The organism is Pseudomonas sp. NPDC087029, assembly GCF_044745345.1.
In the GTDB taxonomy this organism is placed as follows: domain Bacteria; phylum Pseudomonadota; class Gammaproteobacteria; order Pseudomonadales; family Pseudomonadaceae; genus Aquipseudomonas; species Aquipseudomonas faucium.
Genome location: NZ_JBIVAB010000013.1, coordinates 40,363 through 63,230, shown reverse-complemented (window position 1 = coordinate 63,230; position 22,868 = coordinate 40,363). Strand labels below are relative to the sequence as shown.

Annotated in this window: 23 protein-coding genes; 8 read left to right on the top strand and 15 right to left on the bottom strand. The window is 67.6% G+C overall.

The window, feature by feature from the left end:
- Nucleotides 1–49: 49 nt before the first annotated feature.
- From ACIPG5_RS19430 to ACIPG5_RS19420, 3 genes are all read left to right on the top strand, one after another.
- Nucleotides 50–1,285, top strand: coding sequence for an MFS transporter (locus ACIPG5_RS19430; RefSeq protein WP_176516731.1), 1,236 nt, complete (start codon nucleotides 50–52; stop codon nucleotides 1,283–1,285).
- A 36-nt stretch (nucleotides 1,286–1,321) separates the two neighbouring features.
- A complete protein-coding gene (locus ACIPG5_RS19425) occupies nucleotides 1,322–2,095 on the top strand; it encodes a helix-turn-helix transcriptional regulator (RefSeq protein ID WP_176516729.1) in 774 nt (257 codons plus the stop codon).
- 138 nt (nucleotides 2,096–2,233) lie between these two features.
- Entirely contained in the window at nucleotides 2,234–4,147 is a 1,914-nt protein-coding gene (locus tag ACIPG5_RS19420; protein ID WP_401377279.1) for a tyrosine-protein phosphatase, read from the top strand.
- An 80-nt stretch (nucleotides 4,148–4,227) separates the two neighbouring features.
- On the opposite strand, the gene ACIPG5_RS19415 is transcribed toward ACIPG5_RS19420, so the two are convergent.
- The 5 genes from ACIPG5_RS19415 to ACIPG5_RS19395 all read right to left on the bottom strand — a co-directional run bounded on the left by ACIPG5_RS19415 (nucleotide 4,228) and on the right by ACIPG5_RS19395 (nucleotide 9,165).
- A complete protein-coding gene (locus tag ACIPG5_RS19415) occupies nucleotides 4,228–5,172 on the bottom strand; it encodes an AraC family transcriptional regulator (RefSeq protein ID WP_401377276.1) in 945 nt (314 codons plus the stop codon).
- Between the two features lie 162 nt (nucleotides 5,173–5,334).
- On the bottom strand, nucleotides 5,335–7,092 hold the full coding sequence (locus ACIPG5_RS19410; protein ID WP_401377273.1) for an FAD-dependent oxidoreductase: 1,758 nt from the start codon (nucleotides 7,090–7,092) through the stop codon (nucleotides 5,335–5,337).
- 73 nt (nucleotides 7,093–7,165) lie between these two features.
- The gene (locus ACIPG5_RS19405; RefSeq protein ID WP_176516722.1) at nucleotides 7,166–7,330 is read right to left on the bottom strand and encodes a hypothetical protein; all 165 of its coding nucleotides are present in this window, start codon (nucleotides 7,328–7,330) and stop codon (nucleotides 7,166–7,168) included.
- 91 nt (nucleotides 7,331–7,421) lie between these two features.
- Nucleotides 7,422–8,348, bottom strand: a complete 927-nt coding sequence (locus tag ACIPG5_RS19400; RefSeq protein WP_401377270.1) for an alpha/beta hydrolase — start codon at nucleotides 8,346–8,348, stop codon at nucleotides 7,422–7,424.
- The gene (locus tag ACIPG5_RS19395; RefSeq protein ID WP_401377267.1) at nucleotides 8,335–9,165 is read right to left on the bottom strand and encodes an SDR family NAD(P)-dependent oxidoreductase; all 831 of its coding nucleotides are present in this window, start codon (nucleotides 9,163–9,165) and stop codon (nucleotides 8,335–8,337) included. The genes ACIPG5_RS19400 and ACIPG5_RS19395 overlap by 14 nt, the downstream gene beginning before the upstream one ends.
- A 170-nt stretch (nucleotides 9,166–9,335) precedes the next feature.
- Between ACIPG5_RS19395 and ACIPG5_RS19390 the strand changes: the two genes are divergently transcribed.
- The 3 genes from ACIPG5_RS19390 to nudE all read left to right on the top strand — a co-directional run bounded on the left by ACIPG5_RS19390 (nucleotide 9,336) and on the right by nudE (nucleotide 12,285).
- Nucleotides 9,336–10,379, top strand: a complete 1,044-nt coding sequence (locus ACIPG5_RS19390) for a Rieske 2Fe-2S domain-containing protein (protein WP_401377264.1) — start codon at nucleotides 9,336–9,338, stop codon at nucleotides 10,377–10,379.
- Nucleotides 10,380–10,513: 134 nt separating this feature from the next.
- On the top strand, nucleotides 10,514–11,641 hold the full coding sequence (locus ACIPG5_RS19385) for a helix-turn-helix transcriptional regulator (RefSeq protein ID WP_176516714.1): 1,128 nt from the start codon (nucleotides 10,514–10,516) through the stop codon (nucleotides 11,639–11,641).
- 92 nt (nucleotides 11,642–11,733) lie between these two features.
- On the top strand, nucleotides 11,734–12,285 hold the full coding sequence (gene nudE, locus ACIPG5_RS19380; protein ID WP_176516712.1) for an ADP compounds hydrolase NudE: 552 nt from the start codon (nucleotides 11,734–11,736) through the stop codon (nucleotides 12,283–12,285).
- Between the two features lie 18 nt (nucleotides 12,286–12,303).
- On the opposite strand, the gene dmpG is transcribed toward nudE, so the two are convergent.
- The 4 genes from dmpG to ACIPG5_RS19360 are packed head-to-tail and all read right to left on the bottom strand — an operon-like array spanning nucleotide 12,304 to nucleotide 15,889.
- Complete coding sequence (gene dmpG, locus ACIPG5_RS19375; protein ID WP_176516710.1) at nucleotides 12,304–13,338, bottom strand: 4-hydroxy-2-oxovalerate aldolase; 1,035 nt, start codon at nucleotides 13,336–13,338, stop codon at nucleotides 12,304–12,306.
- A gap of 11 nt (nucleotides 13,339–13,349) precedes the next feature.
- Nucleotides 13,350–14,258: an acetaldehyde dehydrogenase (acetylating) gene (locus ACIPG5_RS19370; protein WP_401377259.1), complete on the bottom strand. Its 909-nt coding sequence runs from the start codon at nucleotides 14,256–14,258 to the stop codon at nucleotides 13,350–13,352.
- Between the two features lie 15 nt (nucleotides 14,259–14,273).
- Nucleotides 14,274–15,065, bottom strand: a complete 792-nt coding sequence (locus ACIPG5_RS19365) for a fumarylacetoacetate hydrolase family protein (RefSeq protein ID WP_401377256.1) — start codon at nucleotides 15,063–15,065, stop codon at nucleotides 14,274–14,276.
- Nucleotides 15,062–15,889 (bottom strand): alpha/beta fold hydrolase, encoded by an 828-nt coding sequence (locus ACIPG5_RS19360; RefSeq protein ID WP_401377254.1) that lies wholly within the window; start codon nucleotides 15,887–15,889, stop codon nucleotides 15,062–15,064. Before ACIPG5_RS19360 ends, ACIPG5_RS19365 begins: the two co-directional genes overlap by 4 nt.
- Before the next feature lie 162 nt (nucleotides 15,890–16,051).
- On the opposite strand from ACIPG5_RS19360, the gene ACIPG5_RS19355 reads away from it, so the two are divergent.
- Together ACIPG5_RS19355 and ACIPG5_RS19350 are read left to right on the top strand one after the other, a co-directional pair.
- Complete coding sequence (locus tag ACIPG5_RS19355; protein WP_401377251.1) at nucleotides 16,052–16,825, top strand: SDR family oxidoreductase; 774 nt, start codon at nucleotides 16,052–16,054, stop codon at nucleotides 16,823–16,825.
- A gap of 15 nt (nucleotides 16,826–16,840) precedes the next feature.
- Nucleotides 16,841–17,314: an SRPBCC family protein gene (locus tag ACIPG5_RS19350; RefSeq protein ID WP_401377248.1), complete on the top strand. Its 474-nt coding sequence runs from the start codon at nucleotides 16,841–16,843 to the stop codon at nucleotides 17,312–17,314.
- Between the two features lie 220 nt (nucleotides 17,315–17,534).
- Here ACIPG5_RS19350 and ACIPG5_RS19345 read toward each other — a convergent pair whose 3' ends face one another.
- From ACIPG5_RS19345 to ACIPG5_RS19320, 6 genes are read right to left on the bottom strand one after another with little or no spacing between them, the layout of a single operon-like run.
- On the bottom strand, nucleotides 17,535–17,903 hold the full coding sequence (locus tag ACIPG5_RS19345) for a nuclear transport factor 2 family protein (RefSeq protein WP_401377419.1): 369 nt from the start codon (nucleotides 17,901–17,903) through the stop codon (nucleotides 17,535–17,537).
- Nucleotides 17,904–17,910: 7 nt separating this feature from the next.
- On the bottom strand, nucleotides 17,911–19,113 hold the full coding sequence (locus ACIPG5_RS19340; protein ID WP_176513336.1) for an acetyl-CoA C-acyltransferase: 1,203 nt from the start codon (nucleotides 19,111–19,113) through the stop codon (nucleotides 17,911–17,913).
- Between the two features lie 10 nt (nucleotides 19,114–19,123).
- Entirely contained in the window at nucleotides 19,124–19,582 is a 459-nt protein-coding gene (locus ACIPG5_RS19335) for a MaoC family dehydratase (RefSeq protein WP_176513338.1), read from the bottom strand.
- A 2-nt stretch (nucleotides 19,583–19,584) separates the two neighbouring features.
- On the bottom strand, nucleotides 19,585–20,367 hold the full coding sequence (locus tag ACIPG5_RS19330) for an SDR family oxidoreductase (RefSeq protein ID WP_176513340.1): 783 nt from the start codon (nucleotides 20,365–20,367) through the stop codon (nucleotides 19,585–19,587).
- 17 nt (nucleotides 20,368–20,384) lie between these two features.
- A complete protein-coding gene (locus ACIPG5_RS19325) occupies nucleotides 20,385–21,575 on the bottom strand; it encodes an acyl-CoA dehydrogenase family protein (RefSeq protein WP_401377243.1) in 1,191 nt (396 codons plus the stop codon).
- Nucleotides 21,572–22,720, bottom strand: a complete 1,149-nt coding sequence (locus ACIPG5_RS19320) for an acyl-CoA dehydrogenase family protein (RefSeq protein ID WP_401377240.1) — start codon at nucleotides 22,718–22,720, stop codon at nucleotides 21,572–21,574. The genes ACIPG5_RS19325 and ACIPG5_RS19320 overlap by 4 nt, the downstream gene beginning before the upstream one ends.
- Nucleotides 22,721–22,868 lie beyond the last annotated feature (148 nt).

The window sequence follows — 22,868 nt, the reverse complement described above, 5'->3', positions numbered from 1 at the left end:
TATCCTCCAGCCGCAATGCCTTGCCATCACTCGAAAAAGAGCCTCGCCCATGACGACTCCAGCCGCCACCTTGGCCTCGCCCTCCACAGCCACCGACCAGCCCCAAGGCTTTCTGGTCAGCATCGTCGGTGCCGCCGCCTTCGCCCACCTGCTCAACGACCTGATCCAGGCCGTGCTGCCTTCGATCTACCCGATGCTCAAGAGCGACTTCTCGCTGAGCTTCGCCCAGATCGGCTGGATCGCGCTGGTCTACCAGGTTACCGCCTCGCTGCTGCAGCCCTGGGTGGGCATGTACACCGACAAGCACCCCCAACCCTACCTGCTGCCCGCCGGCATGCTGGTCACCCTGGTCGGTATCGCCCTGCTCGCCTTCGCCGACAGCTACAGCATGCTGCTGGTGGCCGCGGCGGTGGTCGGCGTCGGCTCGGCCACCTTCCACCCCGAGGCCTCGCGGGTGGCGCGGATGGCCTCCGGCGGGCGCTTCGGCACCGCGCAATCGACCTTCCAGGTGGGCGGCAACACCGGTTCTGCGATCGGCCCGTTGCTGACCGCCGCCATCATCATCCCCCACGGCCAGTCGGCCATCGCCTGGTTCATGCTCGCCGCCGCATTGGCGGTGTGCGTGCTGCTGCGGGTCACCGGCTGGACCGTGCGCCACGGCCAGACCCGGCTCAAGACCTTCGCCGGCCAGCAGGCCCCGGGGCTGTCCAAGGGCGCCATGTGGCGCGCAGTCGGAGTGATCGCGGTGCTGATGTTCGCCAAGTTCGTCTACATCGCCTCGTTCACCAACTACTTCACCTTCTACCTGATCGAGCACTTCGGCCTGAGCGTGCAGCAAAGCCAGCTGTACCTGTTCGTGTTCCTCGCCGCCGTGGCGCTGGGCACCTTTGCCGGCGGGCCGGTGGGCGACCGCATCGGGCGCAAGGCGGTGATCTGGGTGTCGTTCCTGGGCGTGGCGCCCTTCGCCCTCGCCCTGCCCCACGCCAACCTGGCCTGGACGGCGGTGCTGGCGGTGCTCATCGGCCTGGTCATGTCCTCGGCGTTCGCAGCGCTGGTGGTGTATGCCCAGGAGGCGGTGCCGGGCCGGGTCGGCATGGTCTCGGGGGTGATGTTCGGCCTGATGTTCGGCATCAGCGGCATCGGCGCCGCCGGGCTCGGCGAGCTGGCCGACCGCCACGGCATCGAGTGGGTGTACCAGGCGATCGCCTTCCTGCCGCTGCTCGGGCTGGCCACGGCACTGTTGCCGGCGACCCGCTCCAAGGCGCGGCCGGCCACCTGCTGCTAAGATGCCGGCGCAGTATTGCGGCGCTACGGGAGCACCATGGTCAAGCCCTTGAAAGACATGCTGGTGGAGGTGGATGAGTGGTCCTGGGAGGTGGGCAGCCGCGCCACCGACTACCCACCGGACTGGTACATCGCGCCGCACTCGCATGCCAAGCACCAGCTGATCTACGCCATCAAGGGCCTGATGATCGTCGAGTCCCAGGCCGAACGCTGGACCGTGCCACCGAGCCGCGGCATCTGGATGCCCTGCGGCCAGGTGCACGCCATCCGCTGCGTTGGCGATGTGAAGATGCGCAGCGTGTTCGTGCGCCCCGACGCGGCCGCGCAATTGCCGCGCCAGAGCAAGGCCATCAGCATCTCGGCGTTGCTCAGCGAACTGATCAAGGCCTCGGTGGACTTCACCGGGCCTTTCGTCGAAGACTCGCGCGAGGCGCGCATCATGCGCCTGATCCTCGATGAAATCAGCGTGCTGCCGACCCTGCCGCTGAAGCTGCTGCAGCCCAGCGACCCGCGCCTGCAAGCGATCTGCACGGCGCTGCAGCACCGGCCGCACGACCCCTCCACGGTGGCCGACTGGGGCCTGCACCTGGGCATCGACGAAAAGACCATCCAGCGCCTGTTCCGCAAGGAAACCGGCATGACCTTCGGCCAGTGGCGCCAGCAGGCGCGGCTGATGCAGGCACTGGAACGCATCGCCCTGGGCGAGCGCATCATCGATGTGGCCGGCACCCTGGGCTATGACAGCCCCAGCGCGTTCGCCAGCATGTTCAAGCGCCAGTTCGGCATCACCCCGAGCCAATTCTTCAAGTAATTGCAGCCATTTGCAGACAGATCACGCACGCCCCGGACACATCGCGCAGGCTTTGCCATGGGGCCTCGCTTAGTAACATTAAGTTTCATCTAGCCTGGCGAGAGTAGCCACACCCACTCCCCTCTCGAGGCCAATTCCGTGTCGCAACGTCTGCTCTTTTCCCTGCCCCTGCTCACCCTCGCCGTCTCCGCCGCCCACGCCGCAGATACCCTCAACACCCCGCGCCTGGCCGGCATGGACAACTTCCGCGATGTGGCCGGCACCACCACCGCCTACCACACAAGCCACGACGGCGTGATGCGCGGCGGGGTGTTCTACCGCTCCAACGCCCTGACCCCGACTGCCGGCGACCTGGCTGTGCTCAACGGCCTGGGCATCAGCGATGTGTTCGACCTGCGCACCCCCAGCGAAATCGCCGCCACGCCCGATACCCTGCCGGCCGGTGCCCGCTACACCAACATCGATATCATCGGCAGCACCACCTCGGGTGCGAACATCACCGACATGGCGTTCACCAGCGCCGCCCAGGCGCGGGCCATGATGGAGGAAACCAACCGCGCCTTCGTCAGCGACGCCGGCATGCGCGGGGAATTCACCAAACTGTTCAACGAATTGGCCAACGCCGACGGCGCGGCGGTGTTCCACTGCACCGCCGGCAAGGACCGCACCGGCTGGACGGCGGCGGTGCTGCAGAGCATCGCCGGGGTCGATGACGCCACGATCATGCAAAACTACCTGGCCACCAACGACTACACCGCCGCCCGCATGGCCGCGACCCTGGCGCACATGCCGCCGAGCATGGCCGCCATCTACGCGCCGTTGATCGGTGTCGACGCCAGCTACCTGCAGGCGGGCCTGGACCAGGTGACCGCCGAGTACGGCAGCATGGACAACTACCTGAAGCAGGGCCTGGGCCTGAGCCAGGAAACCATCTACGTACTGCGCGGCAAGATGGTGCGCTACAACACCCTGCCCGGCGAGGCCGGCCTGCAGGGCAACGCCGCTGCCGGTGCGCGCCTGCTCGGCCAGTTGCAGGACAGCGCACTGTCCGGCACCTACAGCGCCTACAACTACTACCTGCAATCGGCCATCGACGCTGGCACCCTGGGCGGCGTCGAGGCCACCGTCGGCGGCCAGGTGCACGCCGATGCCGCCAGCTTCCTGCTGCGCCAGGCGAGCATGATCGACCGCGCAGCGGCGCCGTTTGCCGATGGCAGCGACCTCAAGGCCGGCCAGTCGCGCCTGTGGAGCACCGCACTGGCCGGCTACCTGGGCACCGACGGCTCGGCCCACGCCGCCAGCAGCAACGAGCACAGCCAAGGCCTGATGATCGGCATGACCCAGCGCTTCTCCGAACAGTTCAGCGCCCATGCCGGCGTCGGCTACAGCCAGGGCAACGTCGGCGGTGCCGGTGGCGAGGCCGACACCGACCTGACCTTCCTGCGCCTGGGTGCGCGCTTCGCCCCGGGCAGCCTGGAGCAAGGCCTGTTCATCGACGCCAACGCCAGCGTCGGCTACCTCGACTACAGCAGCAAGCGCGAGCTCGGCGGCGGCCTGGGCACGGCCAAGGGCGACAGCCACGGCACCCTGGCCGGTGGCAGCCTGGCGCTGGGCTATCGCATGAATACCAGCGCCCTGGTGCTGGAGCCGAGCCTGGGCGTGCGGGTCAGCCGCGTCGACCTTTCCGGGTTCACCGAAAAAGGCAGCGAGTTGGCGCTGCAGGTGGACGACCTGAAAGAAACCCGGCGCAGTGCCTTCACCAACCTCAAGGCATCCTTCGCCGCGATTCCCATGGGTAGCTGGCAACTGGTGCCGGGCATCGAAGTGGGCTACGACCACGCCCTGGGCGACCACCAAGTCGACAGCGATGGCCATCTGCTGGGGCTGGATATCGAACAACGCGCCGCCTTCGACAACCGCGACCAGTTCAACGCCGGCGTGAACCTGATGGCCAACCTCGGCGCGCTGAGCGTCGGCGCCGAAGTGGCGGCATTGAGCGGTGGCGACAGCCATGGCGTGAGCGGCAGCCTCAAGGCCAGCTACGCCTTCTGATCTTGCACGCCCCTGTAGGAGCGGATTTATCCGCGATAGCGCCGGTAGATTCACCGACGCCATCGCGGATAAATCCGCTCCTACAAGTGCCCGCGTCTGACCTGCGCCGGGCTCACCCCGAAGGCCTGCTGGAAATACTGGGTGAACCGCCCGGCATTGCTGAAGCCATGCTGCAAGGCCACCTCCGCCACCGACCCACCCGCCTCGCTTGCCAGCACCTTGCGCGCCTGTTCAAGGCGCACCTGGCGCTGAAAGCCGACGATCGAGGTACCGGCAAAACGCCGAAACCCTTCCTGCAGCGCGCGCAAGCTGACATTGGCCAACGCCGCCAGCTCAGTGCCACTGACAGGGCTGGCAGGATGCTCGCGGATATACCCCATCGCCAGCTTCACATGGCGCGGCGCAAGCGATGGCGTGGGCCTGCGCAGCGCCTCGCTGTAGTTGTGCGGCCAGGCTTCGAGCAGCGCATCCACCAGCATGTCCTGCAAGCGCTGGGGCATCAGCAAACCGCTGTTGAGCAGCTGATCGAACGCGTTGCCGGTGGCCATTTCGAGCAACGCGCGGATGCCCTGGAACGCCGGCAACCTGAGGTCCACCACCGGGGTAAAACGCACCGGCTCTGCCAACGGTCGCTCCAGCAACGCCACCAGCCGCTCCACGAACAACCCGCGGCGCAGCGACATGCCGCACTGGGCATGGCCCTCGGCAAAGCGCATGGAGCGCAGCTCCTGCTTGTCGACGGCCAGCCCCACCTGGGCACCACCAATCGACTCGCCGCGGTGATCGAAAACGATCTTGCCGGCCGTGGGCAGCACGAAGGTGATTTCATCCTGCGGGGTGGGCAGCACGAAGGTGAAGTCGCCCTGGTACTGCATGCGCCGCACGCTCATGCCTTCATAACGGCCGTAGACACCGCTGATGACGATGTCGTGCGCCAGGCGTGGTAGGTCGCTGTAGAGGTTGCCGTGCAGCTGGGTGAACAGCGCGGCGAAGTCGTCGCTGCGCATGTTGGCGGAGCGGAGCATGAATGACTTGCGGGTTGTGCCTGGGTACACCGTTTGGCTTTCCTTTATCGCCGCGAGACGGGACCAGCAAGCTAGCAGGCGGGCATGACAGCGCCGTGACGATCAGGCCGGCACGGCGCTGCCGCGATCACGCACCAGGCCCGTGATCGGGGCGCACAAGGTTCAGTGCAGGCCCGCTTCGGCGGCCACTTCAGGCTGCCCCTGCCCTATCGCCTGCGCCAGATGATTGGCCGCGATGTAGCCAAAGGTCATGGCCGGCCCAATGGTCGAACCCGGGCCGGGATAGGTCTTGCCCATCAGCGCCGCACTGGTATTGCCGATCGCGTACAACCCTTCGACCCGCGAACCGTCCGGGCGCAGCACCCGCGCTTGCGCATCGGTGCGCAAGCCGCCTTTGGTACCCAGCTCGCCCGCATCGACGCGCAGCGCGTAGTACGGAGCCCGCTCCAACGGGCCGAGGCAGGGGTTGGGCCGGCAGTGGCTGTCGCCGTAGTAGCGGTCGAACAGGCTGTCCCCTTTGCCAAAGTCGGTGTCCACGCCCTTGGCGGCCTGCTGGTTGAGGCGCTGCACGCTCTGCGCCAGCCCCTGGGCATCTACGCCGATCTTGGCGGCCAGCGCGGCCAGGCTGTCGGCGCGGTAGATCACCTTGTCCAGCCAGCCATCAGGGATCTTGCTGTCCGGCTGCACCGTGCCTGGCAGCAGCACGCCGCACGGGTAGCGCTTGCGGTACTCGGCATCGAAGATCAACCAGGCAGGCACGTTGGCGCCGTTGCGCGCCTGGTCGGCGTACATGGCATAGATGATGTCCGGGTAAGGCGCCGCCTCGTTGACGAAGCGCTGGCCTTGGCCATTGACCATGATGCAGCGCGGGAACGCCCGCTCGACGAACAGCGCCCGCTGCTTTTCCTCGCCGGGAACGTGCACGGTCGGCGCGCCCCAGGTGTGGCTCATCAGCGCCACATCGGCACCCAGCTCAAGGCCTGCGCGGATGCCGTCGCCGCTGTTGATTGGCGGCGCTGCCGTCCATTGGGCGCTGGTGGGGCCGGGCAAATACTGCTCGCGCATGAGCTGGTCGGCCTCGAAGCCGCCGCAGCCGAGGATCACACCGGCAGTGGCCTGCACGTTCACCGCCCGGCCCTGGCGTTCGAGCACCACCCCGGTGACCTTGCCGCCCTGGCTGCACAAGCTGCGCATCGGTGTTTGCAGCCACAGCTCGATGCCCCTGGCCTGCATCGCTGCGCGCAAGCTCGCGACCAGGGCGTTGCCCAGCGTCAGGCGGCGGTCGCGCGGGGTGCGCCGGCGCCAGCGCAGGTCAGCGAGGTAACGCAGGCCCAGGCGCGCCGTCAGCCACAGCCAGCCGGGCTCCTTGGTGACGATGGTGTGCGCCTCTACCTGGGTCATGGCGATGCGCCCGGCGATCAGGGTGGCTGGCGACGAGGCGCGCAGGCGCTGGAATTCATCGCCCAGGCGGGCCGCATCGAAGACGGCCGGCTCCATGGTGCGGTAGCCCGGCTTGCCGCCTTCGCGCTCGGGGTAATAGTCGGGGTAACGCGCAACGGCGTGAAAGTGCGTCTGGGCCCGGGCGGCCAGGTAGCCGACCATCCTCGGGCCGTGTTCCAGGTAGGCGTCGATGCGGGCGGGGTCGTAGTCCTCGCCAACCGTGGCGCGCAGGTAAGCCCGCGCCTGCTCGGGTGAATCGCTGCCGCCCAGGCCTTCGATCTGCGCGTTGCAGGGCACCCAGATGCCGCCGCCGGAGATCGCCGTGGTGCCGCCGTACTCGGCGGCCTTTTCCACCATCAGCACCGACAGGCCGTGGTCATGGGCGCGCAGCGCCGCGGTCATGGCGCCGGCGCCGGAGCCGACCACGACCACGTCGTAGGCGGCATCCCAGCGCACGGAATGGGTGTTGTCATTGTTCATTGATGCCCTTCTCCATGAGCGGCCACCGGCCGCGATTGCGACGATTGCAGGCCGGCCCGGCGGCTGCGGTTGCTCAAGGCAACAAGCGCATGGCCCCGAGCGCCGGCATGTAGCACGACTGATAGCCAGGCTGGCAGTAGAAGGCCATGCGCTGGGGCAAGGGTTTGACCATCGCCGACACATAGGCCGCGACGAAGGCAGAAACGATCAGGGTCAGGCAAACTTTTCTTGTTTTCATGGCCATGCCTTTAAACGCAACGAGGGTGAGCTGCCAGCCTAGAACCGCCGCCGCCCGCCGGCTTCGTCCAAACGGACGAGGCCGGCGGGCCTCAACCCAGTGCTCGGCGCAGGTCCGCAGCGGCGCCCTGCAAGGCCTGCGCGGCGGCGTCGACAAAAGGCGCCAGGCTGATGAAGCCGTGCACCATGCCGTCGCAGCGCTGCAGGCGCACGCTCACCCCGGCCGCCTGCAGGCGTTCGGCAAAGGCCTCGCCTTCGTCGCGCAGCGGGTCGTATTCGGCGCTGAGCAAGGTGGTGGCCGGCAGGCCCTGGAGGTTGTCGTCGCGCAGCGGCGAAGCCAGGGGGTCTTCAGCGTGTTGCGGATGCGCCAGGTACTGCCCCCAGAACCAGCCCATCATGGCCCGCGACAACAGGTAACCCTCGGCGAACTGGGCGTAGGACGCGCTGGCGCACGCGGCATCGGTCACCGGATAGAACAGGCACTGGTGGCGGATCGCCGGCCCTCCCTGCTCACGGGCCAGGCGACAGACGGCGATGGCCAGGTTGCCACCGGCGCTGTCGCCGGCCACCGCCAGGCGGCCGGCGTCCACACCCAACCCTTGGGCATGCTCCACCAGCCACCGGGTCGCGGCGTAGCAGTCGTGCGGCGCTGCCGGGAAGCGCGCCTGCGGTGCCAGGCGATAGGCCACCGACACCACCACCGCACCCGTCTGCAGCGCCAGCGTCCGGCACAGGTTGTCGTGGGTGTCGAGGTTGCCGATCACGAAACCGCCGCCATGGAAGAACACCAGCAAGGGCAGGCCGTCGCGCGCCAGCGGGCGGTACAGGCGCGCGGCGAGCATGCCCTGGGCGCCGCCCACTTCGATATCGCGCACTTCGGCCATGCCCGCACCTGGCAAGGGCGGCATCAGGTTGTCGGCATACAGGCGGTACTGGCAGGCATCGAGGGTGGCGTAATCGGGCTCGCCCTGGGCGCTGAAACCCTGCAGTACGGCGGCAATCTGGTTATCGAGCGGCATGGTTGTCCCCTTCGAGTTCGGGCATGGCGAAAGTCGGGTTGGTTTCGTCGAGCACGCTGCGCAGGCGCCGCTCCAGGGCTGGTTTGAACGCCTTGTGCGGCAGGATCCAGAAGCGCTTTTCATCCACGGCCTGGAACACCAGCGCGGCCAGCTCGCGCGGGTTCATGCCGGCGCGAATGCTGCTGTCGAGCGCGGCGCTGAACGACGCTGCCGGGCCGGCCTCGACCGGGTCGGAGTCCATGATGGCGCTGGCCACCGCGCCCGGGCAGAGCACCGACACCGAAACCTGCGCACCCCGCTGGGCCAGCTCGTAATGCAGGGTTTCGCTCAGCGCCACCACGGCCTGCTTGGTCACGGTGTACGGCGCCATCAACGGGCTGCACACCAGCCCCGCCAGCGACGCGGTATTGACCACGTGGGCCGGGCGCCCCTGCTCGAGCAGCAAGGGCATGAAACAGCGGATGCCGTTGATCACCCCACGCAGGTTGATGTCGAGGATGCGCTGCCACTGCCCGGCGTCGATTTCCCAGCTGTAGCCGGTCTGCATCACGCCGGCGTTGTTGAACAGCAGGTCGACGCCGGCAAAGCGCGCCAGGGCCGCCTCGCGCAGCTGCGCCATCTGCTCGGCGTCGCCCACGTTGGTCACCCGCGCCAGCACCTCGGCGCCCTGCCCCTGCAACTGCGCGGCCAGCGCCATCAGGCGCGGCGCATCGACATCCGCCAGCACCAGGCGCAGGCCCAGCTGCGCCGCATGCTCGGCCAGCCCGCGGCCAATGCCGCTGGCCGCACCGGTGATCACTGCTACCCGTCCCGCCATCACGTTCTCCTGCCACTGGCTGATGGCTGCCAGTAAATCGGCCCTGCTGTCGGCGGCCATCGTCCGTTCAGACGATGACCGCCCCGCCACGCGCGGCAGAATCGCTTGGGTGCACCGTACCGTCGGCCGCGCCGCCTGTGCGGCCCTGAGAAGAACCGGAGAACAACAACATGAGCACACTGCACCGCATCGAAGCCAAGCTGCTGGAGGACCGCTACGCGCGCGGCTGGCACTGCCTGGGCCTGGCCGCCGACTACCGCGACGGCAAGGCCCACCGCCTGGACGTGTTCGGCACACGCCTGGTGGCCTTCCAGGGCGAGGACGGCCAACTGAACATTCTCGACGGCTACTGCCCGCACATGGGCGCCGACCTGAGCACCGGCTGCGTCGAAGGCAACGCCATCCGCTGCCCGTTCCACGGCTGGCGCTGGAACGCCGACGGCGTGTGCGACGACATCCCCTACGCCAAGCGCATCCCGCCGCGGGCCAAGGTCAAGCGCTGGCCGATCATGGAGCAGAACCACCTGCTGTTCGTGTGGAACGACCCCGAAGGCAACGCGCCGATCGCCGAACAGGCCATCCCGCGCATCGATGCCTGCCACGACGCGCAATGGGCATCGTGGGAAATCGCCGAGCTGAAAATCGACACCAACTGCCGCGAGCTGATCGACAACATCGCCGACATGGCCCACTTCGACACCGTGCACGGCGCGCCGATCGATGCCTTCAGCAACGTCTTCGAAGGCCACACCGCCACCCAGATCATGCGTGCACGCAGTGCACGGCTTTCCGGTGACAGCGTGCTGAGCACCGTCGCCACCTACTACGGCCCGGCCTACCAGATCACCGAAATGACCGGCGCCATGGGCGACCAGCCGATCCATTCGGTGCTACTCAACTGCCACGTGCCGATCGATCTGAACAGCTTCACCCTGCGCTATGGCGTGCTGGTGAAGAAGATCCCGGGGCTGAGCGAAGAAGACAACCAGGCCATCGCCAAGGCCTATGTCGCCCAGGCCCAGGCAGCCTTCTACGAGGATGTGGCGATCTGGCACAGCAAGACCCGCGTCGACAACCCGCTGCTGTGCGACGGCGACGGCCCGGTGTACCAGCTGCGCCGCTGGTACGAGCAGTTCTACACCGATATTGCGCTGATTGGCGACGAAACCCGTACCCGCAAGCACTTTGCTGTGTGTGGCGCCGAGCGCGCCTGACAGCTGCCCCCTGGCACCCGGTCAGCGCTACGAAACGACCGCTGATCGGGCCTGTAACAGGACATTGCGCGTAAACAAGGACACCGTTTATGCTCGCCGACGCCAGTGCTAATAATAATAAACGGTACGCCTTCATGCAGAGTCTCACCCTGGAAGACTTCAGCGAGCTGGTCGGTCAGCTCTATCAGGGCCCCATGGAAAACATCCCCTGGGTCACCTTCCTCAACCAGCTCAATCGGCTCCTCGACAGCAAGTACGTCACCTTCATCCTGCGCCCACCCAGCAGCCAGGTGGATGGCCTGATGGTCAGCACCAACGGCACCTCCAGCGAAGCCACCAACTCCTACAACAAGCACTTCTACGCCCTCGACCCGTTCATCGGGCTGCCCAACAGCGAGGTCGTGGCCCTGAGCGACTACCTGCCGGAGGCCGAGCTGCGGCAATCGGAATTCTTTCGCAACTTCCTCGAGCCGGTGGATGTGTTCCACATTCTTGGCGTGGACATCAACACCAGCGACGGCGCCCAGTGCCGCCTGCGCATCAGCCGCGGGCGCGACGACCCACCCTTCGTCAGCGCCGAAAAAACCCTGCTGGCGCGCTTCATCCCGCACCTTGAGCAATCGATCAAGGTGCACATGCAGCTCAACCGCATCGAGATCGAACGCAACCTGTATGCCGGCGCGGTCGACCAGATGGCCGTGGGCACCATCATCCTCGACGAAACCGGCAAGGTGCTGCAGACCAACCAGGTGGCCGAACGGCTGCTGCAGGAGAAGGACGGCATCAAGCAGGTCAACGATGGCCTGCAGGTCGGCAGCGCCCGCGACACCCAGGAGTTTCGCCGCCTGGTGCGCCAGGCCATGCTCTCGCAGAAGGGCAACCAGGCCACGGTGGTCGAGGCCATGCGCGTCACCCGCCCGTCCGGCCGTGCCGACCTTGGCATCATCGTGCGCTCGGTGCCGCTGGCGGCCTGGAGCGAGGGCAAGCAATGCCCCGCCGTGGTGATCTTCATCAGCGACCCGGAGCAGCAGAGCTCCGCCCCCCAGGAAATCGTCCGCGCCCTGTTCGACTTCACCCCGGCGGAAACCCAGCTGGCCATGCTCCTGGCCAACGGCCTGACCCTCGACGAAGCCTCCGAGGAACTGGGCATCAGCCGCAACACCTCGCGCGCGCACCTGCGCTCGACCTTCTCCAAGACCGGCGTCACCCGCCAGACCATGCTGGTGCGGCTGATCTTGCGCAGCGTCGCCACCCTCGGCTGAGCCCAGGCTGCCATCGTCCGCCCGGACGATGGCAGCCCCCCCTGGCCGCGCCATAGTAGGCCTGTCGCTTACCGTCGCCAGAGGCCCGCCCCATGCGCCAGAGCCCTACCATCCTCAAGACCGAGCTGCTGGCCAAGAGCAGCCATTTCCAGATCGAAGCGCTGCACCTGCAGTTCAGCAATGGCCAGCGCCGCATCTACGAGCGCCTCAACGGCACCGGTTACCGCTCGGTGCTGCTGGTGGCAATGCCAGACCCCCAGCATGTGCTGATGGTCCGCGAGTACGCGGTGGGGGTGGAAGGCACCCTGCTCGGCCTGCCCAAGGGCGGCGCCGAGGCTGGCGAAAGCTACCTGCAGGCGGCGCAGCGCGAGCTTGGCGAAGAGGTGGGGTTGCGCAGTGCGCGGCTGACCGAACTGGGCGACCTGACCTTGGCGCCTGGCCACCTGGGCCATCGCTGCCGGGTGGTGCTGGCCGAACAGCTCAGCCCGTGCACCCGGCTGGCCGGCGATGAGCCCGAGCCTCTGGAATGCCTGACCCTGCCGATGGCGCAGATCCCCGCCCTGGTCGCCAGCGGCGAGCTGCACGAAGCGCGGGCGATCGCGGCAATCTTCATGGCCATGGGGGTGCTGGCGCAGCGTAGCTGACGCCAGCGAACGCCCGCCTCAGGTTGGCAGCACCCCGCGCGCACGCGACAGGGTCAGGGCCAGGTCCTCGATCATGTCTTCCTGCCCACCCACCGTGCCGCGGCGCCCCAACTCCACCAGCAGCTCACGGGCCGGCACGCCGTACTTGAGCTGGGCACGCTTGGCAAACAGCAGGAACGAGCTGTACACCCCGGCGTAGCCCAGGGTCAGGGCATCGCGGTCCAGGCGGATCGGCTGGTCCATCATCGGCACCACGCGGTCCTCGGCCACATCCATGATCCGGTACAGGTCCACGCCGCTGTGCACGCCCATGCGCTCGAGCACGGCGACGAACACCTCCAGCGGCGTGTTGCCGGCCCCGGCGCCCAGCCCTGCGACCGAACCGTCGATGCGCGCCGCGCCCGCCTCGATCGCCGCCAATGAGTTGGCAATGGCCATGCCCAGGTTGTGATGGCCATGAAAGCCCACCTCAACCCCCGGCTCCAGGCCCGCGCGCAGCACAGCGATCTTCTCGCTCACTTCATCGGGCAGCATGTAGCCTGCCGAATCGGTGCAGTAGATGCAGTTGGCGCCATAGCTCTGCATCAGGCGCGCCTGTTCCAGCAGCTTATCGGCGCTGACCATGTGCGCCATCATCAAGAAGCCCACGGTGTCCAGGCCCATCTTCGCCGCCATGCCGATGTGCTGGCCGGACACGTCGGCCTCGGTGCAGTGGGTGGCCACGCGGATGGTCGAAACGCCGTGCTCATGGGCCATCTTCAGGTGGTCGAGGGTGCCGATGCCCGGCAGCAGCAGGGCCGAAACCTTGGCCTGCTTGAGCCGTGGAATCACCGCGCTGAAGTATTCCTCGTCGCTGTGCGCCGGCAAGCCGTAGTTCAACGAGGCGCCGCCCAGGCCATCGCCGTGGGTGATCTCGATCAGCGGCACGCCGGCCGCGTCCAGCCCGGTGGCCACCTCGACCATCTGTTTGATGCTGATCTGGTGACGCTTGGCATGCATGCCGTCACGCAGGCTCATGTCGTGCAGCAGCACGTTCTTGCCTTGCAGGTTCATGGTCACTCTCCTCAACGGGCGGGCAATTGCAGGGCGCCCTTGTGGGCTTCTTCGGCGAACATCTCGGCGGTGCGCAGGCCGGCGGCGGTCATGATGTCGAGGTTGCCGGCCGACTTGGGCAGGAAGTCGCCCAGGCCCTCCACCTCGATGAAAATCGACACCTGGTTGCCGTCGAACACCGGGCCGTTGACCAGCTTGTAGCCGGGCACGTAGCGCTGCACTTCGCTGACCATGCTCAGCACCGAGGCGCGGATGGCGTCCTGGTCCGGGGTGTCGTCGGTCAGGCAGTGGATGGTGTCGCGCATCATCAGCGGCGGCTCGGCCGGGTTGATGACGATGATGGCCTTGCCGCGCCGCGCGCGGCCGATGCTTTCCACCGCCCCTGCGGTGGTGCGGGTGAACTCGTCGATGTTCTGCCGCGTGCCCGGCCCCACCGAGCGCGAGGACACCGTGGCGACGATCTCGCCATAGGCCACCGACTGGATGCGCGACACCGCCGCGACCATGGGGATGGTCGCCTGGCCGCCGCAGGTGACCATGTTGACGTTCATCGCAAGCTGCGCGGCATGCGCCTTGAGGTTGACCGGCGGCACGCAGAACGGGCCGATGGCCGCCGGGGTGAGGTCGATCATGACCACGCCCAGCGCATTGAGCTTTTCGCTGTTGCGGGCATGGGCGTAGGCCGAGGTGGCATCGAAGGCGATGCGGATATCGTCGTCCAGCACGTGCGGCAGCAGGCCGTCGAGGCCTGCGGCGGTGGTCTTCACGCCCATCTCGCGGGCGCGCTTGAGGCCTTCGGACTCAGGGTCGACGCCGACCATCCACACCGGTTCGATCCATTCGGAGCGCAGCATTTTCATCAGCAGGTCGGTGCCGATGTTTCCCGGGCCGATAATGGCCGCTTTCAGTTTCTGGCTCATGGCCTTGCTCCTTGGTCAGGCACGGAAGGACACCTGGGCGCTGCCCAGGCCGTCGATGGTCAGGAAAAACTGGTCGCCGGCCTGCACCGGCTCCAGCGGCACCAGCGAACCGGAGAGAATCACCTCGCCGGCCTTGAAGGGGATGCCGAAGGCGCCGAGGGTGTTGGCCAGCCAGGCGACCGCGGTCAGCGGGTTGCCCTGCACGGCCGAGCCCAGGCCCTCGCTCAGGGGCTGGCCGTTCTTCGACACGCGCATGTGCAGGTTGGGCAGGTCGAGGGTGCGTGGGTCGATGCGCTGGTTGCCGAGCACGAACACGCCGCAGGAGGCGTTGTCGGCCACCGTGTCCTGGATGCGGATGCGCCAGCCGTGAATGCGCGAATCGACGATCTCGAAACAGGCGCTCACGTAGTCGGTCGCCGCCAGTACATCGGCCTCAGTCACACCGGGGCCGGCCAGGTCGTGCTTGAGCACGAAGGCGATCTCGCCTTCGGCGCGTGGCTGGATCAGGCGCTGTTCGGCCAGGGAAATGTCGGCACCGTCGTCGAAGGCCATGCTGCGGGTGATGAAGCCGAAGTCCGGCTGGTGCACGTCGAGCATGCGCTGCACGGCGGCCGAGGTGACGCCGATCTTCTTGCCGATCACCCGGTCGCCGGCGGCCACCCGGCGCTGCATGCTGTGCAGGGAGATGTGGTAGGCATCCTCGAGGGTCATGTCTGGCCAGCGTTCGGTCAACGGCGCCAGGGTCTGGCCCTCGGTCAGGGCCTGGTAGAGCTCGTCGCCGTAGTGCTGGCGAAGCTGCGCGGTCATGGCCGGCCCTCCGCGAGAAACGCCAGGCACTCGCGGTTGAACAGCTCGCGGTGCTCTACCATCACCCAGTGGCCGCACTCGCTCAGCAGCACGAAGCGGATGCGCTGGCAGGCCTGCATCAGCGTCTGCGCGCCGGAGGCCGGGCAGAACTTGTCGTCCATGCCCCAGAAGCCGAGGATCGGGCAGGCCAGCTGCGCCACCTGCTCGGCCATGTTCGGCACGTCCATGGTCGAGAGCACGCAAGGGGGCTGCTCGGCGACCACCGCCACGCGCTCGGCCACGGTTTCGTCGTCGATCAGCGCCGGGTCGAACAGTTGCAGGCTGAGCAGGCGCTTCATGCCGCTGGCATCGCGCAGCTCACCGCTGGCGAACGCGGCGGCCATGCGCTGGATGCCTTCCATCTGCAGGTAGTACTGGGCCTTGTCCATCAGCCCGCCGGGGGCCATCAGCACCAGGCGGGTGACCCGCTCGGGGTGGCGCAAGGCGATGGCGATGGCGATGGCGCCGCCCAGGGAGTTGCCCACCAGGGTGCAGCGCTGGAGGTCCAGGGCGTCGAGCAGGCCCAGCAGGGCGTCGACGAAAAAGTCCAGGGTGTAGTCGCTCAGCGGCTTGTCGGACGCCCCGTAACCAGGCAGGTCGGGCACGATGACGCGGTGGCCGGCGGCGGCGAAGGCCGGGTAGTTGTGCTTGAAATTGCTGTGCCCGCTGGCGCCGGGGCCGCTGCCGTGGATGAAGACGACCGGCTCGCCTATGCCTGTGTCGTGGTAGTGCAGCTGCAGGCCGCTGGCTAGCGTGACCTTGTGCCCTTGCGCTGGTGCGCCCATGGGGAAACCTCCCGGCTCATTGTTGTGCCGGAATTATTCAGAGGGGGCTGCGGCGCAACATCGTCCGAGAGGACTACGCGGGGGCAATAGTCCCTTTGGACGTAGGCCCGAGCCGCAGCGGCGCCTAGGATCGGGGCATTTCCCTGACGACAAGGCTTCCCCATGCACGACCCCTTGAGTTTTCACGACAAAGTCGTCCTGGTCACCGGCGGTGGCAAGGGCGTGGGCAGAGGCATCAGCCGGCGATTCCTGGAGTGCGGCGCCCACGTGGTGATCTGCGGCCGCCAGGCCCCGGAGCGGCTGCCGGCGCGCGCTGGCCGCGAGGCGCTGTTTTTGCCCTGCGACGTGCGCGATGTGGAGCAGCTGGAGCGCTTGATGAGCGGCATCCTGGAACGCTTCGGCCGCCTCGATGTGCTGGTGAACAATGCCGGGGGCGCGCCTTATGCCGATGCGGCCAGTGCCTCGCCGCGCTTCTCCGAGTCGATCATCCGCCTCAACCTGCTGGCCCCGCTCAACCTCTGCCAGCTGGCCAACCGGGTGATGCAGGCACAGCCCGAGGGCGGCAGCATCATCAACATCTGCAGCGTCAGCGCCACCCGCCCTTCCCCCGGCACCGCCGCCTATGGCGCCGCCAAGGCCGGGCTGCTCAACCTCACCCGCTCGCTGGCCGTGGAATGGGCACCGAAGGTGCGGGTCAATGCGGTGACTGCCGGGCTGATCCTCACCGAACAGGCCGGCCTGCACTACGGCGACGACCAGGCCGTGGCCCAGGTGGCGGCGACCATCCCCCTGGGCCGCCTGGCCGAGCCTGACGACATCGGCGACACTTGCCTCTACCTCGCCTCGCCCCTGGCCCGCTACGTCAGCGGCGCCGACCTGGCCGTGCACGGCGGCGGTGAACGCCCGGCATTTCTCGATGCGGCGGATGCCCACTGAACCTGGAGATTGCACATGAACCGCATCGCTCGCCACACCGTGGCCCTGAACCTGACCCGCGACCAGGCCTGGAGCAAGCTGCGCGACCTCAGCCTGGCCCCGCACTATGTGCCGGGGTTGACCGGCAGCCAGTTCCACCCCGGCGCCCGCGAGGGCATGGGCGCCAGCCGCCGGGTCATGCGCAAGGGTGGGCAGTGGCTGGATGAGAGCGTGGTGCAGTGGGAGGACGGCGCAGGGTTCGTGCTGGTGTTGCACAAGGGCAATGCCGGCGCGCCGTTTCCGTTTCGCCAGGCCAGTTTCAGGTATTGGCTGGAGGGCTCGGGGGCTAGCTGCAGAATCAGCACCAGCCTGCATTACCGACTGCGCGGCGGGCGCCTGGCCGAATGGCTGCTGGGCCGGGCGTTCGACAAGGTGGTGCGGGAGATTGGTGAAAACCTCAAGGCCTATTACGAGAGTGGGCGCACGCAGAACAAGGACCTGCAGGGTTGACGGCAGTGCGATATGAAATCGCTTTTGCCTGGGCTGGCCCTATCGCTGGCAAGCCAGCTCCCACAAGTACCCCGCTGCCCTCGAGAACAGTGGTGTATCTGTGGAAGCTGACTTGCCAGCGATAGGGTCCTTTACACCCCGCTGCCCTCAAGAATAGTGACGTACCTGTGGGAGCCGGCTTGCCGGCGATAGGGCCCTCAAATCCCCCCAAGCAGCGAGCTCATTGCGCCCCGACGTTAACCTCACTCCAATACGCCTTCATGCTGCGGATCAACCCCCGCTCATCAAACGCCATCACATCGATCACATCCAGCGCACGCCCACCAAACACCACGCGAAACGGCACCGCGCCCTGCCCATCGCAGGTCGCCCGCACCGGCCCAGTCAGCGCCGCCGACACCTGCATGGCCCCAAGCCCCTGGCGGTAGAACGCGGCAATGGCCGCGATCCCCTGCAGCGGCGCCGTGCCAACCGGGTCCTCAACCGTGGCATCTTCGGCATACAGCGCCAGGATGCCGTCGATATCCCCGGCATCCACCAGCGCCACGTAGCGCTGCATCAGCACCTGAACCTGCTGCGCCGTCGGCACGCCCATCTCAGGCCACCTCGAACAGCGCGGCAGCACCCATGCCGCCACCAATGCACATGCTCACCACCACATAGCGCACGCCGCGGCGCTTGCCCTCGATCAGCGCATGCCCGACCATCCGCGACCCGGACATGCCAAACGGGTGGCCAATGGCGATGGCGCCGCCGTTCACATTGAGCCGGTCGTCATCGATGCCCAAGGTGTCCCGGCAATACAGCACCTGGCAGGCGAACGCCTCGTTCAGCTCCCACAGGCCGATGTCCTGAACCTTCAAGCCATGGCGCTTGAGCAGCTTGGGAATGGCATACACCGGCCCGATGCCCATCTCGTCCGCCTTGCACCCCGCCACTGCCAGGCCGCGATAGATGCCCAGCGGCTGCAACCCGCGCTGCTCGGCCAGGCGTGCATTCATCAGCACCGCCGCCGAGGCGCCGTCCGACAACTGCGAGGCGTTGCCCGCGGTGATGAAGCGCCCGGCGCCGGTCCACTGCCCACCGCCCCACACCGGCTCCAGTGCAGCCAGGCTGGCGGCGCTGGTGTCGGGGCGGTTGCACTCGTCCTGGCGCAAGGTCACCGGCTCGTGCCGGCTCTCGCCGCTGGCCTTGTCCAGCAGCAGCTTGTGGGTGAGCAGCGGCGCCAGCTCCTGGTCGAACAGCCCGGCCTGTTGCGCCTGGGCGGTGCGCAGCTGGCTTTGCAGGCTGTAGGCATCCTGCTCCTCGCGGCTGATGCCGTAGCGCTGGGCGACGATCTCGGCAGTCTCGATCATCGGAATGTAGGCGCTAGGGTCGCGCTCCAGCACCAGGCCAGACTGCAGGCGGTAGAGGTTCTTGTGCTTGTTCTGCACCAGCGAGATCGACTCCAGGCCACCGGCCACGGCAATGTCGAGCTCGTTGCAGACGATGCCCTTGGCGGCGATGGCAATGCTCATCAACCCCGAGGCGCACTGGCGCTCCACCGCCATGCCGGCGACCTGCGCCGGCAGCCCGGCCGCCGTGGCGCACAGGCGCCCCAGGTTATAGGCCTGGGTGCCTTGCTGGGCGGCGGCGCCGATGATCACATCCTCCACTTCCTCCGGCGCGATGCCGGCGCGGCGTACCGCCTCGGCCACCACATGGCCGCCCAGGGTCGGCGCCTCGGTGTCGTTGAAGGCACCGCGAAAGGCTTTGCCAATGGGCGTGCGCGCCGTGGCAACGATCACTGCTTCGTTCATGCTCGATTCCTCAGTTCGGGTAGTAGCGGCTGATGGTGTCGACCACACAGCCGGGCCGGTCCTGGCCTTCGATTTCGACGCTGACGCGGATCAACGCCTGCACGCCCTCGCCCACCGCCTCGGTGGACAGCAAGGTGGCGCTGCCGCGCACCCGCGCGCCCACGCGCACCACCGACGGGAAGCGCACCCGCTCGCAGCCGTAGTTCACGCCCATGGCAATGCCACGCACCTCGACGATCTGCGGCAGAAACAGGTTGACCAGCGCCAGGCTCAGGTAGCCATGGGCGATGCAGGCGCCGAACGGCCCCTGGGCGGCGCGCTCGGCATCCACGTGAATCCACTGGTGGTCGCCACTCGCCTCGGCGAACAGGTCGATGCGCGCCTGGTCCACCAGCAGCCACTCGCTCTTGCCCAGCTCCTGCCCCTGCGCCTCGTGCAGCGCAGCAGGCGTTTGGAAAATACGCGGCATGCTCAAGCCCTCTGGCTGGAGACCGACAGCACTTCGCCGGTCATGTACGAGCTGTAGTCGCTGGCCAGGAACATCATCACGTTGGCCACTTCCCACACCTGGGCAGCACGGCCAAAGGCCTCGCCTGCGGCCAGCTGGTCGAGCACCGCCTGGGGCGCGGAGCGTGCGAGAAAGTCATGCATGGCGATGCTTGGGCTCACCGCATTGATGCGGATGCCATGTTCGGCCGCTTCCAGCGCCGAGCAGCGGGTCAGCGCCATCACCCCGGCCTTGGCCGCGGCGTAGTGGGCCTGCTGTTTCTGCGCCCGCCAGCCCAGCACCGAGGCGTTGTTGACAATCACCCCGGCGCGGCGCGCCATCATGTGCGGCAGCATGGCCCGGGTCATGCGCATGGTGCCGGTGAGGGTCACGTCGAGCACCCGCTGCCACTCTTCGTCCGGCATTTCCACCAGGGCCCGAGAGCCGCCCAGGCCTGCGTTGTTGATCAGCACATCGACACCGCCCAGCTCACGCTCGGCGGCGCTGACCAGGTCGCGCACCTGCGCTTCGTCGGTGACGTTGCACACGTGCCCGTGCACCGCCTGCAGCGCGGTGGCTTCGCGGATGCGCGCCACGGCCTCGTGCAGCCGGCCTTCGTGGATATCGCTGATCATCAGCGCCCGGCAGCCCTCCTCGGCGGCGCGCAGCGCAGCCGAATAGCCGATGCCGGAACCGGCGGCCGCGGTGATCAGCACCGACTTGCCGCGCAGCAGGCCATGGCCCGCAACATAGTTGGGAACAGTCATGCAGGAAACTCCTTCGATCAGGTGCGCACGCGCGGCTCCCGGGGCATGCCCAGGGCGCGTTCGGCGATGATGTTGCGCTGGATCTCGTTGCTGCCGCCGTAGAGGGTGTCGGCGCGGCTGAACAGGTACAGCGACTGCAGGCGGCTGAGCTGGTAGGGCGCAGCGTCGAGCAGCTCGGCCTCGGGCCCGAGCACGTCCATGGCGAGCTTGCCCAGGCTTGCGTGCCAGCTCGACCAGTTCAGCTTGTAGATGGTCGCCTCGCGGCGCAGTGAGCCGTCCTGCGGCCCGGAGAGCATGCGCAGCGAGTTGTAGCGCAGGATGCGCAGGCCGCACCAGGCCTCGGCCAGGCGCAGGCGCAACTGCGGGTCGCGGTCGGCGCCATTGGCTCGGGCGATGGCGATGATCTCGTCCAGCTCGTTGTGAAACTGCATCTGCTGGCCCAGGGTGGACACCCCGCGCTCGAAGCCAAGCAATGCCATGGCGATCTTCCAGCCTTCGCCAGGCTGGCCGACGATGTTCGCAGCCTCGGTGCGGGCACCGTCGAAGAACACTTCGTTGAATTCCGAGGTGCCGGTCATCTGCTCGATGGGGCGCACGCTGATGCCCGGCTGGTCCATCGGCACCAGCAGGAACGACAGGCCATGATGGCCGACGCTGCCAGGCTCGGTGCGGGCCAGCACGAAGCACCAGTCGGACTCGTGGGCCAGCGAGGTCCAGACCTTCTGGCCGTTGATCAGCCAGTCGCCATTGGCATCCTGGGCGGCGCGGGTCTTCACCGCCGCAAGGTCGGAGCCGGCGCCCGGCTCCGAATAGCCCTGGCACCAGAACGTGGTGCCGGCGACGATACCTGGCAGGAAGCGGCGCTTCTGATCTTCGCTGCCGAAAGCGGCAATGGTCGGGCCGGCCAGGCCCTCGCCGATGTGGCCCATGCGCCCTGGCCCGCCGGCGCGGGCATATTCCTCGTGGAAGATCACCTGCTGGCTGATCGACAGCCCGCGCCCGCCATGCTCCGGGGCCCAGCCCACGCACGTCCAGCCGCCCTCGGCGAGCTTGCGCTCCCAGGCTTTGCGCTCGGGCGCGAACATGTGCTCGTCACCCGGGCCGCCGCGAAAACGCAGCGCCTCGAACGCACCGCACAGGTGTTCGGCCAGCCAGCCGGCGACCTCCTGGCGAAAGTGTTCGTCCTGCTCACTGAAACCGATCTTCATGCTTGCTCCCTGATCACCAGGTTGGCGATCTGCTGCAGATGCCAGGCGGGCGCACCGAGGTAGCTTTCACTGGCCCGGGCACGCTTGAAATACAGATGGGGGTCGTACTCCCAGGTAAAGCCGACCCCGCCGTGCAGCTGGATCGACTCGGCGGCGCAGTGGAAATACGCCTGGGAACACTGGGCCTTGGCCAATGACGCGGCCAGCGGCAACTCGCTCGCGACCTTCGGGTCGCCGGCCGGGTCCAGCGCTTCCTGGGCGACGCAGGCCGCGTAGTAGCTGGCCGAACGGGCGCACTCGACTTGCAGCATCATGTCGGCGGCGCGGTGCTTGAGGGCCTGGAAGCTGGCCAGCGGGCGGCCGAACTGCTGGCGTTCCTGCAGGTAGGCAACGCTCAGGTCCAGCGCCTGCTGGGCACCGCCGACCTGTTCGGCGGCAAGGCCAATGCAGGCCAGGCGCAGCACCTGCTGCAACAGCGCCCAGGAGGCATCGAGCACGGCCTCGGGCCCAACGTACACGCGGTCCAGGCGAATGCGCCCGAGGCGCCGGGTCTGGTCCAGGGTCGGTTGCCACTGGCGCGCAAGGCCCACCTGCCCCGCTTCGACCAGGAACAAGTTGACGCCCTGCGCCGTCCAGGCCGCGACCACCAGCAGGTCGGCACTGTGGCCGTCGATGACCTGGGCGTATTCACCGTCGAGCACATAGCCCTCGCCTTCGGCCTTGGCCGCCACGCTGATGCCGTCCTGCGACCAGCCCCCGCCGCTGCCCCAGGCCAGGGTGGCGCGCACCCGGCCTTCGGCGATGGCCGGCAGCCAGCGCTGTTTCTGCGCGTCGCTGCCGGCCAGCAACAGCGCCGGCGTGGCCAGGCAGGCGGTGGCGAAGAACGGCGAACAGAGCAGGCGTCGGCCCATCTGTTCGAGCAAAATCGCCAGCTCGACATAGCCCAGGCCCAGGCCGCCATAGGCTTCGGGGATGTGGATGGCAGGCCAGTACATCTCGCTGCACAGGCGCTGCCAAAGGTTGGTGTCGTAGCCGGCTTGGCTGGCCATGGCCGCGCGCACGGCGGCGCAGTCGCAGACATCGGCGAGCAAACCCTCGGCCGATTCACGGATCATTTCCTGCTCGTCGGTGAATGCAAAGTCCATCGCGGCGTCTTCTACTCGTCTGGCGGGTGTTGAGCGAAGTGTGGGCGGCTGCGGGCCGGGTGGAATCGGCCAATCGGACTAGGGGCGGCCTTGGCCCAGGCCCGGGCACAAGAAAAAAAACCGCATCACCCTGGCAAGTGATGCGGCC

Bases quoted from the DNA above. Each gene is read 5' to 3' on its own strand.
- ACIPG5_RS19430 (WP_176516731.1), top strand. From the start codon at position 50: ATGACGACTCCAGCCGCCACCTTGGCCTCGCCCTCCACAGCCACCGAC.
- ACIPG5_RS19425 (WP_176516729.1), top strand. From the start codon at position 1,322: ATGGTCAAGCCCTTGAAAGACATGCTGGTGGAGGTGGATGAGTGGTCC.
- ACIPG5_RS19415 (WP_401377276.1), bottom strand. From the start codon at position 5,172: ATGCTCCGCTCCGCCAACATGCGCAGCGACGACTTCGCCGCGCTGTTC.
- ACIPG5_RS19410 (WP_401377273.1), bottom strand. From the start codon at position 7,092: ATGAACAATGACAACACCCATTCCGTGCGCTGGGATGCCGCCTACGAC.
- ACIPG5_RS19405 (WP_176516722.1), bottom strand. From the start codon at position 7,330: ATGAAAACAAGAAAAGTTTGCCTGACCCTGATCGTTTCTGCCTTCGTC.
- ACIPG5_RS19400 (WP_401377270.1), bottom strand. From the start codon at position 8,348: ATGCCGCTCGATAACCAGATTGCCGCCGTACTGCAGGGTTTCAGCGCC.
- ACIPG5_RS19395 (WP_401377267.1), bottom strand. From the start codon at position 9,165: ATGGCGGGACGGGTAGCAGTGATCACCGGTGCGGCCAGCGGCATTGGC.
- ACIPG5_RS19390 (WP_401377264.1), top strand. From the start codon at position 9,336: ATGAGCACACTGCACCGCATCGAAGCCAAGCTGCTGGAGGACCGCTAC.
- ACIPG5_RS19385 (WP_176516714.1), top strand. From the start codon at position 10,514: ATGCAGAGTCTCACCCTGGAAGACTTCAGCGAGCTGGTCGGTCAGCTC.
- nudE (WP_176516712.1), top strand. From the start codon at position 11,734: ATGCGCCAGAGCCCTACCATCCTCAAGACCGAGCTGCTGGCCAAGAGC.
- dmpG (WP_176516710.1), bottom strand. From the start codon at position 13,338: ATGAACCTGCAAGGCAAGAACGTGCTGCTGCACGACATGAGCCTGCGT.
- ACIPG5_RS19370 (WP_401377259.1), bottom strand. From the start codon at position 14,258: ATGAGCCAGAAACTGAAAGCGGCCATTATCGGCCCGGGAAACATCGGC.
- ACIPG5_RS19365 (WP_401377256.1), bottom strand. From the start codon at position 15,065: ATGACCGCGCAGCTTCGCCAGCACTACGGCGACGAGCTCTACCAGGCC.
- ACIPG5_RS19360 (WP_401377254.1), bottom strand. From the start codon at position 15,889: ATGGGCGCACCAGCGCAAGGGCACAAGGTCACGCTAGCCAGCGGCCTG.
- ACIPG5_RS19355 (WP_401377251.1), top strand. From the start codon at position 16,052: ATGCACGACCCCTTGAGTTTTCACGACAAAGTCGTCCTGGTCACCGGC.
- ACIPG5_RS19350 (WP_401377248.1), top strand. From the start codon at position 16,841: ATGAACCGCATCGCTCGCCACACCGTGGCCCTGAACCTGACCCGCGAC.
- ACIPG5_RS19340 (WP_176513336.1), bottom strand. From the start codon at position 19,113: ATGAACGAAGCAGTGATCGTTGCCACGGCGCGCACGCCCATTGGCAAA.
- ACIPG5_RS19335 (WP_176513338.1), bottom strand. From the start codon at position 19,582: ATGCCGCGTATTTTCCAAACGCCTGCTGCGCTGCACGAGGCGCAGGGG.
- ACIPG5_RS19330 (WP_176513340.1), bottom strand. From the start codon at position 20,367: ATGACTGTTCCCAACTATGTTGCGGGCCATGGCCTGCTGCGCGGCAAG.
- ACIPG5_RS19325 (WP_401377243.1), bottom strand. From the start codon at position 21,575: ATGAAGATCGGTTTCAGTGAGCAGGACGAACACTTTCGCCAGGAGGTC.
- ACIPG5_RS19320 (WP_401377240.1), bottom strand. From the start codon at position 22,720: ATGGACTTTGCATTCACCGACGAGCAGGAAATGATCCGTGAATCGGCC.